The sequence below is a fragment of the Mycobacterium sp. ENV421 genome (genome assembly GCF_002887815.1).
Taxonomy (GTDB): Bacteria; Actinomycetota; Actinomycetes; order Mycobacteriales; family Mycobacteriaceae; genus Mycobacterium.
Genome location: NZ_PDHO01000030.1, coordinates 19,283 through 33,472 on the forward strand (window position 1 = coordinate 19,283; position 14,190 = coordinate 33,472).

Here is a 14,190-nt window from a genome sequence, read left to right on the forward strand (position 1 = left end):
GTCATCACCACATGTAGGGAATCAGGCGGGAACGGACCTTCTGGGTGTACGCGCGATAGCCGTCCAGCTCGTCGCCGAGGAGCTTCTCCTCGTCGTGGATGCGGGTGGCGAGTACGGCAATGCCCGGCATAACGAACGCGAGCGCCCAGAGCGAGCCGATGGCCAGCGGCAGACCGACGAGGATCAGGACGTTGCCGGTGTACATGGGGTGCCGCACCAATCCGTAGAGGCCGGTGCTGACCACTTGCTGGCCTGTCTCCACCTGAACGGTTGTGGAGGCATACGTGTTCTGGATGGCGACCAGTACCGTCACGACCAGGCCCGCCCCGGCCAGTGCGCTACCGATCACGCAGAGCGCGGCAGGAACCGTAGACCAGCCGAAGCGGTGGTCCAGGCCGCCAACTATGCAGATCGCCACCAACGAGCCGTAGAGGCCGAGCATCACGACCTTTTGAACGGTCCGGCCTTCGGCGACCGGACCGCTCTTCATCCGGCGTTGCAGAACAACAGGATTCGTTACCTGCAGATAGATGCTGGGCAGCCAGGCGGTCACCGCGAAAACCGCCAGAAACACCCAGGCCTGCCAGTAGTCGAACGTGCCAGCCGACGCGAAGAACAACAGTCCGATCGTGACGAGCTGGCCAAGGCCGAGTGCGGCCACTCTGAGAACGGCGTTCACTATCCTCCCAAGAATCCTGTCCTGTATCGCCTACCGCTACGCCGATGCGTCACTATTGGACGGTGCCAGCCTCTCGCACAGCAGTTCCGCCAGTCCGCGAATGGTGCCGACGGCAAGATCATTCGGCGTCAAGCGCACGCCTGTCTCAGTCTCGATGCGGGTTCGCAGTTCGAGAGCGCCCAGCGAGTCGACCCCGTACTCCGACAAGGGCCGGTCCGGATCGATGCTGCGCCGCAGGATCAGGCTCACCTGATCGGAGATCAGATGCCGCAATCGGGCGGGCCACTGGTCACGTGGCAACTCACTGAGCTCGGCCCGCAACCTGCTTGTGTCGGTAGGGTCTTGCCCCAACATCTTGAAAGCCTCCGCGAACGGGGTGCGCTGGGCGAAGGCGGTCAGCCAGGTGTTGTCGACCGTCGGCGCGTAGGCGGTGTAAGGACGGTCGTAACGCAGCAGCATGTCAAGCGCATACGCCCCTTCATCGGGGGCGACGGCGCCTGCGGTGTCGGCGAGCTTCGTGCCACGGCCGATCTGACTCCAGGCGCCCCAGGCGATGGAGGTGGCGGGCAGTCCCTGAGACCGTCGCCACCGAGTGAAGGCGTCGAGCCAACTATTGGCGGCGGCGTAGGCCCCCTGCCCGGGTGAGCCCACCAGCGCGGCGGCCGAGGAGAACGAGCAGAACCAATCCAACGGTTCCTCGGCGGTGGCGGCGTGCAGATTCCAGGCACCGTAAGCCTTTGGCGCCCAGTCACGTTCGATGAGAGCGTCGGTGATGTTTGCCAGGGTGGCGTCGTCGATCACCGCGGCCGCGTGCAGCACACCGCGCACCGGCAAGCCAGTGGCGGTCGCGGCCTCCACCATCCCCTCGGCGGCGGCAGGGTCGGCGATGTCGCCGCAATGCGCGACCACGTCGGCGCCCATCGCCCGGATCAGTTCGATGGTTTCCAGCGCTTTGAGCGTCGGCTGCGAGCGGGAGGTCAGCACGATGCGCCCGCAGCCGGCGATGGCCATTTTCTCGGCCAGGAACAGTCCCAGCCCCCCAAGGCCCCCGGTGATCAGGTAGGCGCCGTCGGTTCGAAATGGCTTCGCCTGCTGCGGTGGCACGACAGCGCGACTGGTTCCCGTCTGAGGGATGTCGAGCAGTAGCTTGCCGGTGTGCTGCGCCGCGGCCATCACCCGGATCGCAGTGGCGGCGTCGGCCAGTGGGTACGCCGTGTACTGCGCGGGCGGCAGATCGCCCTCTGCGACAAGCCGATTCACGGTTCGCAGCAACTCGCCCACCCGTTGGGGGTGGCTGAGCGACATCAGTGCGAGATCGACGTAGTAGAACGTGAGATTCCGGCGGAATGGGAACAGTCCCAGCCGGGTGTTGCCGTAGACGTCACGCTTACCGATCTCGACGAAACGTCCGCCGACCGCAAGCAGTTCCAGCCCGGCCCGCTGCGCGGCGCCGGTCAGCGAGTTGAGCACGATGTCCACGCCATAGCCGTCCGTGTCCCGGCGGATTTGCTCGGCGAAGTCGGTGCTGCGGGAATCATAGACATGCTTGATTCCCATGTCGCGCAACATCTGTCGTCGTTCTTCGCTGCCCGCGGTTGCGAAGATCTCGGCGCCCACGGCGCGCGCGACGCCGATGGCCGCCTGGCCGACTCCGCCGGTCGCGGAGTGGATCAGCACCCGATCGGCGGCGGTGATACGGGCCTGCTCGTGCAATCCGTACCAGGCGGTGGCCGTCGCGGTGGCCACCGCGACGGCCTGGTGATCGCTCAATCCGAGGGGCAGCGGCGCTGCCAGCCGGGCATCGCAGGTCACGAACGTCCCCCAACAGCCGTTTGCGGAGAACCCGCCGACCCGGTCGCCGACCCGATGGTCGACGACGTCGGGACCCACCGCGGTGACCACCCCGGCGAAATCCATGCCCAGTTCCGGCAATGCGCCCTCGATCGCGGGGAACAACCCCATCGCGACCAGGACGTCGGCGAAATTGATGCTGGACACCCCGACCGCGACCTCGATCTGCCCCGGTCCGGGCGCGACCCGCTCACAGGCGACCAGTTCCAGGGTCTCCAGATCCCCGGGTGTTCGGATCTGCAGGCGAACGCCGTCGAACTCGTTGTCCGCCACAGTGTTCTGCCGGTCGTCAGGACCCAGTGGGCTGGGCAGCATCCGGGCCACGTACCACTGTCCGTCTCGCCAGGCGGTCTCGTCCTCGTCGGATCCGCTGAACAGATGCCGGGTCAGCTGCTCGGCATCGACGGCGTCATCGACGTCGATGTGGGTGGTGCGCAGATGCGGGTGCTCGGCGCCGATCACCCGGATCAACCCTCGCAAGCCACCCTGCTCCAGATTGGGAACGTCGCCGCCCAGAACGGTCTGCGCGGAGTGGGTCACCACGAACAGGTGCGGCAATTGAGCCTGCGTCCGCAGCACTTCGCCGACGACGCGAACCAGATGCTCCACATACTCGCGGCCGGCGGACGCAAGTGCAGCATCCTCGGTCGCCGTTTCACCGGGTCCGGTGAGGATCACCATCCCCGTGACGTGCCCGGACCGCAGGTTGTCGGCCAATTGTGCGGCATGGGCTGCATGATCAGCGGACCGGGGCCAGCAGATAGCCGCGTACTGCGCGCCTTCACGCTTCAGGGCGTCGGCCAACGCTGTCGTGAGCACGGTCGGCGTCGCGGTGACGCTGACCAGCAACCAGATTCCCGCGTCGACATGAGGCGGCTCGGGCAGCTGTCGCGGCTGCCACTCGATGGTCAGCAACCGCTCGCTGAGCAACCGATTCTGTTGGACTTCCTCGGATTCGCCTGTGCCGCAGCGTAGCCCCTGCACACTGAGCAACACTGCGCCGTCCTCGTCGAGCACATCGAGGTCGGCCTCGATCTCGGACGAGTCGACGCGCGTGATGCGGGCGTGGCAGTAGCGGGCATTTCGGGTCGGGGCGTACAGCCGGAGCCGCCGCACGCCGAGCGCCAGCCCGAGCGCACCGTCGCCCGCGGCCTGGAGCTGCGGACTGGCCGCGATAGCCTGGAAGCAAGCATCCAAAAGCGCGGGATGCACACCGTAGGCGCTCTGTTGTGAGCGGATCTTGCTGGGTAGCGCGACCTCGGCGACGACGGTGTCTGCTGAGTCCGCGCCGGTGTGAACCGCGCTGAGACCGCTGAAAGCTGGGCCATACTGAACCCCGCGCTGGTCCATGCTCGCGCGCACCTCGGCCCCGTCGGTGCGACGCGGATGACGGGCGAGCAACGCGCCGATGTCGTAGGCGGTGGGGTGCTCGTCCGCGGCCGTCTTGAGGGTTGCGCTGGCCTGGCGCACCTGCGCACCGCCCTCGTCGGATTCGACGATGAACTCGACGACGCCGGGGGAGGACACCGTCGCCGAGGCGCCGATGATGGTCTGCTGATCGAGCAACAGCGCCTGCTCGAAGCGGATGTCGTGGACCTCGGCGGCGTCGCCCAGCACGGTGTGCGCGGCGCTCAACGCCATTTCGCAGTACGCCGCTCCCGGCAGCAGGGGCACGTCGCGGATCGAGTGCTCGGCGAGCCAAGGCTGGGCGGCTGTCCCGACCTCGGCCTGCCATACATGGCGCTCAGGTTCCTCCTGCAGTCGCACGTGGGGGCCGAGCAGCGGGTGTACCGCTACCGAGTAGCCGCTGTGCGTGGAGACCTCCGGATCGTTGCGTTCTAGCCAGAGGCGGCGGTGCGTCCAGGTCGGCAGTGGCGCGTCCACCAGTTGACCCGTCGGATACGGCACGGCGAAATCAATTGCCGCACCGGCACTGTGGAGACCGGCAACCAGATCGCGAAGGCCGTTTGGCTGGGTCTGCTCACGGCGCATGGCGGCGAAGGTGGCAACTGGTGTGTCCAACGTGGCGGCCGCACGCTCGATCGCATGCGTCAGCATCGGGTGCGGCGCCATTTCGGCGAAGACCCGGTACCCGTCCTCCAAGGCGGCTCGCACCGCGGCGGCGAACCGGACCGTATTGCGAAGGTTCTTCACCCAGTACTTGTTGTTGCACACCGACTCCTCGCGGGGGTCGAAACCCGTCGCCGAGTAGAACGGAACGTCCGGTGTCCGTGGCGTGATCTCGGCGAGAGCCTGCGTAAGGTCGTCGAGGATCGGATCGACGAGGGGAGAATGGGCCGCCACGTCGATCAGCGACTGACGCACCATCACGTCGCGTTCTTCCCAGGTTGCCATCAACTCGCGGACCGTCGCCGTTGCTCCGCTGATAACCGTGGACTCGGGTGCGGCGACCACTCCGACGACGACATCCTTGATGCCGCCGAGCGTCAGTTCCGAAAGCACTTGCTTGGCAGGCAGTTCCACCGATGCCATCATCCCGGATCCGGCGAGACCGGCCATCAGCCGCGAGCGCCGGCAGACCACCCGCACGCCGTCCTCGAGCGACAACGCACCGCACACCACCGCTGCGGCGACCTCACCCATCGAATAGCCGATGACCGCGCCGGGACGCGCACCGTAGGCGGCCATGGTCGCCGCCAGCGCGACCTGCACGGCGAACACCGTCGGTTGGAGCTGGGCGTCACCGCTGACCACCTCGGGCGCGGTCATTGCGGCGGTGACCGAGAATCCGGACTCCTCGGCCACCAGGGGTTCGATCTGCGCGACCGTCGCGGCGAAAACCGGTTCGGTGGTGAGTAATTCAGCACCCATCCGAGCCCACTGCGATCCCTGCCCGGAGAACACCCACACCGGCCCGCGGTCGCCGTGTCCCAGCTCGGCCGGATAGGGCGTATCGCCCTCGGCAACCCCACGCAGCGCCCGCGTCAGCTCCGGGCGGGTGCGGGCCGTCACCGCGGTGCGCACGGGGCGGTGCGCGCGCCGGCGGGCCAGGGTGTACGCCAGGTCGGGCAAGGCGACTTCGTCATGGGTCTGCACCCATTGGCCGAGGCGGCCCGCAGTTCGGCGGAGCTGCTCTGCGGACGTCGCCGACACTGGGAAGAGAAGCGCGACGGGTGCGACGCCGGCGTCTCCTCCGCCGTTCGACTGTCCCTGAGGGACAGGGGCTTGTTCGACGATGGCATGCACGTTGGTCCCGGACACCCCATACGACGACACCGCCGCGCGCCGTGGATTCAGGCCGCTGATGGGCCATACCGTGGTCTCGCGGGGCACGAAGAGTTTCGTCGGGATGCGGGCCAGATCGTCGGGCAGACGGGTGAAGTGCAGATTGCGCGGAACCGTACCGTGTTGCAAAGCCAGGATCGCTTTGATCAGGCCGACGGCACCGGACGCCGATTGCGAGTGGCCGGCATTGGTTTTCACCGAGCCCAGCGCACACGGCTCCGAGATGCCGTACACCTCGCTCAAACTGCTGAACTCGATCGGGTCACCGACCGGTGTGCCGGGTCCGTGTGCCTCGATCATGCCGATGCTGTCGGCGTCGATGTGGGCAGCAGCCAGCGCGGCTCGGTACACCGCGGCCTGGGCAGGTGCCGAGGGGGTGGAGATGTTCACGGTGTGGCCGTCGTGATTGGCGGCGGTACCACGGATGACGGCGAGAATCCGGTCGCCGTCGCGCTGCGCGTCCGGCAACCGCTTGAGCAGGACCATCGCGCACGCTTCGCCGGCGACGTAGCCGTCGGCTGCGACGTCGAAGGCGCGGCATCGTCCGGTCGGCGAAAGGTGGCCCGCTGCCGTCCCTGCCAGGTATTTGCGCGGATCGAGCATCACGTAGGCGCCTCCGGCGAACACCAGGTCGCTTTCGCCCTCGCTCAGGCTGCGGCACCCCAGGTGGACTGCGAGCAGTCCGGACGAACAGGCGGTGTCAACCGCGAGCGCGGGACCGCGGAGTGCGAGGGTGTAGGCGATCCGCCCGGCCGCCATGCTGAAGGTGTTGCCGGCGAAGCCGTACGGCCCTTCCATCGCGTCGGAATCGGCCGACACCGTTTGGTAGTCGGCGTGCGTCAGTCCGGTGAAGACCCCGGTCAGCGAGTCCTTGAGGGCGGCCGGTGTGAGTCCGGCATGCTCCATGGCTTCCCAGGCCGTCTCCAGAAGCAAGCGATGCTGCGGGTCGATCGCCGCTGCCTCGTCTTCCTTGATACCGAAAAACTCCGAATCGAAGCCGGCGACGTCATCGAGGAACGCGCCCCACTTCGACGCCGTCCGACCTGGTACGCCGGCTTCGGGGTCGTAGTACTCGTCGTTGTCCCAGCGATCGCGCGGGACTTCGGTGACCAGGTCGTCACCCCGCAGCAACGCCGCCCACAGCTGCTCAGGGGACTCGATACCGCCGGGCAGTCGGCAGGCCATGCCGATAACGGCGATCGGTGTGGGCGATGTGGCGTTCACAGCGGCCGGGGGATTCGCCGGGTCGGAGCAACCTGCCCGGTCATCGAACGCACTGAATGAAACCATCCCGTCTCTCCGCAGCAACGGCATTGCGGACCTGTCCGTCGCTGACTTACCGCCGGTTCCCCCGAACCCGGGCAAGGCAATTATTGACGCAGACGCAGCGTTGCGGGTCAAGTTTGCTTGATTCGCAACTATCCGCCTGGCCAGACCGGGTGGCCGAGCCGCTGCGCGGGTGCCCTCGGCGCCCGCTTAACGACGGTACGGACTAGTTGACGGCCGCGTCACTCAAATCCCGGTTCAAAGGAATCGGGGCGACGGCCTTTGATAGCTTGCTTCGCGTGACACAGGCGATCGAGGCTTCACTTCCGGCACTGCTGCGCGAGCGGGCCAGTATGCAGCCGGACGACACGGCATACACCTTTATCGACTATGACCAGGACTGGGCCGGGGTTCCGATCAGCCTGACCTGGCCGCAGTTGTATCGGCGGGTCACCAACATGGCCCGTGAGCTCCGGCTCACCGCCTCGGCGGGGGACCGCGCCATGATCATCGCGCCGCAAGGGCTGGAGTACATCGTTGCCTTCCTCGGTGCACTGCACGCCGGAGTGATCCCCGTTCCGCTGTCGGTGCCGATGGGCGGTGTCACCGACGAACGCGTCGAATCGGTGCTGCGCGACGCCTCGCCCGTTGCTGTTCTGACCACATCCGCGGTGGTGAACGAAGTCGTGCGCAGTGTGACCCCCGAGTCGGGGCAGCCCGCACCCGCAGTCATCGAGGTCGATCGGCTCGACCTGGACGCCCCGCCCCAGTCCGGGGGCGGCATGTACGAGGACGGCAGCCACCACGACACCGCCTATCTGCAGTACACGTCGGGTTCGACTCGTTCGCCGGCCGGCGTGATGATCTCGTACACGAATCTTCTGGCCAACCTGCAGCAGATCACCACCGACTACTCGCGGCACGCGGGCATCACTCCGCCGGACTTGACGTTCGTGTCGTGGCTGCCGTTCTTCCACGATCTGGGATTGATCCTGGGGGTGTGCTCGCCGATCGTGCTGGGGACCAGCGCCGTGTTGACCAGCCCGGCCTCTTTCCTGGTGCGGCCCGCACGCTGGATGCAGTTGCTGGCCACAAACCCGTGCCCGTTCACAGCAGCACCGAACTTCGCGTTCGATCTGGCGACGCGCAAGACGTCCGACGAAGATATGGCCGGACTCGACCTCGGTGGTGTGCACACCATCCAGAGCGGCGCCGAACGCGTCCAGCCGGCGACGATCAAGCGGTTCACCGACCGGTTCGCTCGGTTCAACTTGAACGAGAATGTGATCCAGCCGTCGTACGGCATGGCCGAGGCGACGCTCTACATGTCGACGCCCAAGCCGGAAGACCCGATCAAGGTCGTCCACTTCGACTCCGACGCGCTGACCGCCGGTGAGGCGAAGCGAATCGACGGAGCCGAGGGGACGCCGTTGATCAGTTACGACGGCCCAATCAGCTCGCGCTCACCGGTTCTGCGGATAGTCGACCCGGAGACACATACCGAGGTTCCGGAGGGCAAGACCGGCGAGATCTGGTGCCACGGCGACAACGTCAGCGCCGGCTACTGGGAGAAACCCGAGGAAACAGCACGCACGTTCGGCGCGACCATCGCCGCGCCGTCGGCGGGTACGCCCGAGGGGCCGTGGCTGCGGACCGGCGACGTTGGCTTCATCTCCGAGGGTGAACTGTTCGTCGTCGGCCGCATCAAGGACATCTTGATCATCTACGGCCGCAACCACGCTCCCGACGACATCGAGGCGACGGTCACCGAGGTCACCGGCGGCCGCTCTGTGGCGGTCTCTGTTCCCGACGACTCCGTCGAGAAGCTTGTCGTCGTCATGGAAGTCAGGAAGCGCGGCGACTCCGAGGCAGAGATCGCGGAGAAGCTCGAGGCCATCAAGCGTGACGTCACGGTGGCGATCGCGAACACGCACGGCATCGCCGTCGCGGATCTCGTTCTGGTAGGTCCGGGTTCAATCCCGGTCACCACGAGCGGCAAGGTCAGGCGACAGTTGTCGAGAGACATCTACCTGCGCAACGAGTTCACCCGGGTCGACGCGTAACGACGCGCTACGGCGTTCCGGTGGTGCCGTCGATTCCGTTGGTGCCGTCGATTCCGTTGGTGGCTGTCCCGTTGGCCGCCGAGGCGGTGCCGCCGGTCCCGGCCGCACCGCCGGCCGAAGTCCCGTTCCCGCCATTGCCGCCGTTGCCGCCGGTGGCGTTTCCGAGGCTGTAGTTGTAGGCGATTCCACCACCACCGCCGGTGCCCCCGGTGGTGGTGCCGTCGCCGCCCGCTCCGCCTTGGCCGCCGGTGGCATTGCCGGCAGAGACCACCCCGGGAAGCAGGGTCGCCACCGACAGCAGGTAGTCCCACAGAGGGTCGCTGGCGAGCGCGGCGCTACCTCCCGCACCCCCGTTGCCGCCGGCTCCGCTGGTACCGGTGCCGCCCGCACCGCCGTTCCCGCCGTAGACGCTTCCGGGGTGGTATGCGCCGGTGAAGTAACCGAAGCCGAAGCTGCTGACCGAGCCGCCCGCGCCACCGTTGCCACCCGTCTGACCGTCGCCGCCAGTCCCGCCGGTCCCGCCGGCACCGCCGATCAGACCGCCGATTCCGCCCGCCCCGCCGTCGCCACCGACGCCGCCGGAGTTCGCGCCGCCCGCGCCGCCGTTGCCGCCGACGCCGAACAGCAGAGCCGACCCACCAGCGCCGCCGGCCCCGCCGAGAGCACCGTCTCCGCCATTGCCGCCATTGCCGATCAGTCCACCGGCCCCACCGCTACCGCCCGCGCAACCCGCGCTGGTGGTGCAGGTCGCGTCGATCCAGGAGTAGCCCTTGCCGCCGCTGCCCAGCAACCAGCCGCCGGCCTGTCCGTCCGGGTTCGTCACAGTGCCGTTGGCGCCGTTGCCGATGATAGGGCGCCCCTGCCACTGATTGGTGATGAGCGCGGTGACGATCTCAGAGAGGCTGATCTGCACCTTTGGGCCGCCGCCCCCTGACTGGGCGTACGTGACGAGCGCGCCGATGATGTCGTTGATCGTGAGGTTCGGCGGAGTGGTCGGGGACGCCGCCGCCGACGGCGTCGGCGCGGCCGCTGCCCTGGCTGACTTCGCGGGGCTGGATTGTGTGACGCTGGAAGCCGCCTCAGTGGTGACGGCCGTCGTGGAGGAGAGGGTCGAGTCGGTGGCCGCCGAGGGCGCCACCGATGATGCCGCCGAGGGCGCCACCGATGATGCCGCCGAGGGCGCCACCGATGATTTGGGCGTGCGGGCGGCGCCGGGCGCCGATTTCGGGTTGGCGCGGTCGGCAGACCCGGCGTCGGCGGTGTGTTTCGGCGGGTTGGCGCGGCCAGTTTTGCCGACCGCGGAACGGTTGCCGCTGTGGGCCGACGGCGTCGAATCACCGCGGGCGGAGTCGGCGTGCGCTACGCCGGTCGCGGTGGACAGCGCAGCGCAAACGCCAACTGCGAGAGTGCCTGCCCCCAACCAGATTGAGACTTTGCTAGACGCCTGGTGAGCGCGATGCTCACCGCCGGTGCTCCGGGCTCGGGATCGAGCCCGGTTCGTCGCGCGATGCGTTCCCGCCATGGCTTGCTCCCATGTTCACTGATGCTCTAGCGGTCCCATGGTAGCAACGCGCGAGGGGGATCGTGGCAAACTTTCGATCGTATGATTTTTCGCTGCGGTGGAGGATCGGTTGTAATACCGGTTGACCTCCCGCGTTGCCGAAATCCGGTACGTAAATCCAGTACGCATCCGTCCTCCGCGGTGGTTTGTGTCGGCGGCCCGCATGTCAATATGCGGGCTGCGCCGGGCTTGTGGGCTGACCGAGCTACTGCGTCAGGTACGTCCGGCGCGGCCGGTGCCGACCGACTCGCCGCCACCGCCCGCGCCACGCTTGATGCCAGCCGGCCCGTTGCCACCATTGTTAGCGCCACCGGTGACACTCCCTTACCGGCGCTAGCGCTGCCTTTGCCGGATGTGTGTTATCGCCGGTCTGACGGAGCGTGGCCTGAGTGCTCTCGTCACAGCGCCGTCGACGCCGGTTACCGCGCCAATGGCGCGCAAATCTATTGTGCCGGCAGGCCTCGAGTCGAACAGAGGTGTGCTCGCGGCTGGGAACCCGCAGAACCGGACCGAAGGTGTTAGGGCAACTGACCCTAGCGTGCAGTTCGTTTGTTGGCACCGCCGGATCGTGCGGAACCGGCGACCTTCTTGGTGCTCTTGGTGCTGCCGCTGGACGTAGCGGAGGCCGACTTTTTCTTGCCGACGGATCGGGTGCTCGACGCGGTGGTCGTGGTGCCGGAATCGGACGTCGTCGTTTCGCTGGTGCCCGATATCGCTGCAGACGCAGCCTTTTTAGTGCCGCCGACGGCTGCGGCCCCGTCGGCGGTGATGCCGTTGATGGTGATCCCGGGAAGCGCCCTCGCGATCGTCCGCAGATTTTGGCTGATCGCTCCCGCAATCGCGAACGGGCCCCGGCCGGCCGTCACGACATTATTGTCGCCGAAGAAATTGAACGCCAGACTCAAGGTGGTGTTAGGGAAAGGGCCCGACGAGGAGACGGTGTTCCCATCGCCCAGTAGATTTCCGGCAGCGGTCAAGATGCCCTGAGCGACCACAGTGCTGGCGCCGAGAATGTTGGTGGTCGAACTCAGGAAGCCTTGGGTCAAAGCCTTGCCTGCATCGCCGATGTTCAGGGCCAAATTCCCGAAGCCGCCGGCACTCGTGGATTTGGACCCATCCCCACCGGTAGCACTGGCAAGGGTCAGGTTGAGACTGCCGATGTTGGTCATCGTGCCCGGTCCGATTTGCAGGGCGATGTTGCCGACGCCGACCGCTCCCGTCGACTGAGCACCGCTACCGCCCGTCAACAACCCGATCGCAAAGTTCATTGCGCCCATGGCCGAGGAGTTGCCCGGTCCCTGCTGCCAGGCGATGTTCAGAAATCCGGGTAGCGTCGACGCCCGCGCACCATCGCCGACAGCCACCGCGAAGCTGAGGACGCTGAATGTGGTTGCGGTGACTGCGTCGGCGCCGAATGAGATGGCTCCGCTGAAGAACCCAGCGCTGGCATTCGCTGTGGCGCCAGCGCCGATCCCGATCGCAACGCTGGTTAGGTTACTTGTGCAACCGTTGCCGTTGCCGATACCGAGGGCGGAAAAGCAGCTGGCGTTTGCAGCCGGGGCTTCACCCAAGGCGCTGACCGCGAGCGCGCCCGACACCAAAGTGGCGAATACCGCACCACCCGTAGCACGAACATGACTCATTGACACACCCTGTTACGTTACGCATCTTTGCTGAAATGGACCGTACCCGACGCGCAGCGAATTTACAGCTTTCCAGAGGATATTGCACCCGGGATTCCCAGTTGTTGGATAGCGCTTCTCGGACCGGCTGTGGGAGGTGTCGGTATCACGGCCGAGTAAGCCTCACGACCCTGACTCGCCAGTGACAGCCTCGGGCGGGGATGTCACCCGGACGCGGCAAGAGGATGATTGCCTGGAGTCTCATCAGACGTCCGTAATTCAGCCAGTCGGTACAGAATTCGGCGAGCTGTCAGACGGCGGGACAACTATGTTTCGAGCGTGGGTTGGGGGGCACTTCGTGCCGCGCGCAACTGAACAATTGCGACACCAAGGGTTGGTGGGCTACCGCTTCCGGTGCTTTCCACCGCCGACGCTGTGAGTCGAGCTCGGTTTCGTGCTGTCGTCGCCCGTGTCGCTTGACGCTTCGGTTTTCCGGTGACGGCCGCTGACGGTGCCGGTTGTCGAGCTGCTGTCACCGCCGGTAATCGTCGCCGTGCTGTGGCGGCCTGACCTCGCCCCGGTATTGATTCGGTCGCTCTCGCCGTGGCTACCGAATGCCCGTTGGGGAGTCTTCGCTCGGGTGTCGTCCGTCGTCGACGTCGTGGAGTCGGCAACGGCGGAAGTCGCACTCTCGGCACCAGTCGAGGTTTTGCTCTCGTTGGCACCGGCCGGCAGCACTCGTCGGCCGGAAGCGGCTGCAGCAGACGGGAGAAGTGAACCGGGGAAGTGGTTGATATTGATGCCGGGGCCGCGCTGGATGAGTGTTTGGGCTTCCTGGAGTATCGACGTCACGAAGGACAGCGGACCGTAGAGAGCTTTCACGGTATTTCCGTTGCCGAACGCGTTGAGGGCGAGGCTCAACGGAGCGAGTGGGTTGCCTGCCATCGAAATCGTGTTGCCGGTGCCGAAGAGGCTTGCGCCCGCACTCAGAAGGCCCTGCACCAAGACGTTGTTGGTGCCCAGAATGTTGATCGCGGAACTGAAATATGACTGTGTTGTCACGGAGCCCGCATCGCCGAACAAGTTGAGCGCAAAACTGCCAAGAAGGCCCGCAGTCGTGGTCTGTGTGCCGGTGCCGTTGGCCACGATGCTCAACGCAACATTCACGAAACCGACGGTTTGGGCAATTCCGGCGCCGATCTGGGCTGCGATGTTGCCCAGACCGGAAGCGCCCGTCTGCTGGGTTCCCGAGCCGCCGCCCGGCAGGCCAAGGCTGAGATTGAAGCCGCCGATCGTTTGCGAGCTGCCCGGGCCGAGCTGTATCGCCACGTTGCCGAGGCCGACGGCGCCGGCGACACTCGCCCCGACATCGGCGGGGTTGACGGAGAGGACGAGATTGAGGATGCCATTCAGGGTCGATGCCGTGCCGGCGCCGAACTGCAGGTTGAGCCCGAACAGTGACGAAAGTGTCGACGAGGCCGCATTGTTGCCGAATGCTCCGGCGAAGGTGAAGGCGGCGACATTGGTGAGAGCGTTTGCGCCGTTCCCAATTGCGATGGCGCCGCCGAAGAGCGCGTTGCCGGCGTTGGCTACCGCGCCGTCCCCGATTCCGATCGCGAGCGTGGTCAAATTGCTGGTACAACCGTTGCCGTTGCTGAGTCCGAAGGCCGAAAAACAGCTCGCGTTGGCGGTCGGAGTTGCGGTGAATGCTCCTGCTGTCAAGGCACTGGCGACCAGTACGCCGAGCGCCGTGTTACGTCCGTCTCGAACCCGCCCCACCGACGTCTCCGTTGTTCGTAATGTTTCTTTGCTGGTTTGGACCGTACCCGAAAAAGGACCGTTACTGGCAGTGTTCGGATCGATAAGTGCCAGAGTGACCCATGGAATTGCGTTGCGCGCTCA

7 protein-coding genes are annotated in these 14,190 nt (G+C 66.4%); 2 read left to right on the top strand and 5 right to left on the bottom strand.

The genetic code is table 11. The features are described from left to right. Positions 1 to 4: 4 nt before the first annotated feature. On the bottom strand, positions 5 to 679 hold the full coding sequence (locus CRM90_RS24555; protein WP_102809522.1) for a methyltransferase family protein: 675 nt from the start codon (positions 677 to 679) through the stop codon (positions 5 to 7). A 36-nt stretch (positions 680 to 715) separates the two neighbouring features. Next, entirely contained in the window at positions 716 to 7,066 is a 6,351-nt protein-coding gene (gene pks2 / locus CRM90_RS24560; protein WP_102809523.1) for a sulfolipid-1 biosynthesis phthioceranic/hydroxyphthioceranic acid synthase, read from the bottom strand. Between the two features lie 275 nt (positions 7,067 to 7,341). On the opposite strand from pks2, the gene CRM90_RS24565 reads away from it, so the two are divergent. Further along, positions 7,342 to 9,105, top strand: a complete 1,764-nt coding sequence (locus tag CRM90_RS24565) for an AMP-binding protein (protein ID WP_102809524.1) — start codon at positions 7,342 to 7,344, stop codon at positions 9,103 to 9,105. A gap of 7 nt (positions 9,106 to 9,112) precedes the next feature. Here the strand turns inward: CRM90_RS24565 and CRM90_RS30545 are convergent, their stop codons facing one another. Continuing rightward, positions 9,113 to 10,018 carry a PGRS repeat-containing protein gene (locus CRM90_RS30545; RefSeq protein ID WP_158249054.1) on the bottom strand — a complete coding sequence of 302 codons (906 nt, stop codon included), beginning with the start codon at positions 10,016 to 10,018 and terminating at the stop codon, positions 9,113 to 9,115. 46 nt (positions 10,019 to 10,064) lie between these two features. Here CRM90_RS30545 and CRM90_RS24575 point away from each other — a divergent pair, with 46 nt between their 5' ends. Then, entirely contained in the window at positions 10,065 to 10,556 is a 492-nt protein-coding gene (locus tag CRM90_RS24575) for a hypothetical protein (RefSeq protein WP_158249055.1), read from the top strand. 643 nt (positions 10,557 to 11,199) lie between these two features. Here CRM90_RS24575 and CRM90_RS24580 read toward each other — a convergent pair. Then, positions 11,200 to 12,267 (bottom strand): hypothetical protein, encoded by a 1,068-nt coding sequence (locus CRM90_RS24580; RefSeq protein WP_142391447.1) that lies wholly within the window; start codon positions 12,265 to 12,267, stop codon positions 11,200 to 11,202. A 423-nt stretch (positions 12,268 to 12,690) separates the two neighbouring features. Beyond that, complete coding sequence (locus tag CRM90_RS24585; protein WP_102809527.1) at positions 12,691 to 14,067, bottom strand: hypothetical protein; 1,377 nt, start codon at positions 14,065 to 14,067, stop codon at positions 12,691 to 12,693. Positions 14,068 to 14,190 lie beyond the last annotated feature (123 nt).

Coding starts and splice junctions, on each gene's coding strand:
- pks2 (WP_102809523.1), bottom strand. CDS start 7,066: ATGGTTTCATTCAGTGCGTTCGATGACCGGGCAGGTTGCTCCGACCCG.
- CRM90_RS24575 (WP_158249055.1), top strand. CDS start 10,065: ATGATGTCGTTGATCGTGAGGTTCGGCGGAGTGGTCGGGGACGCCGCC.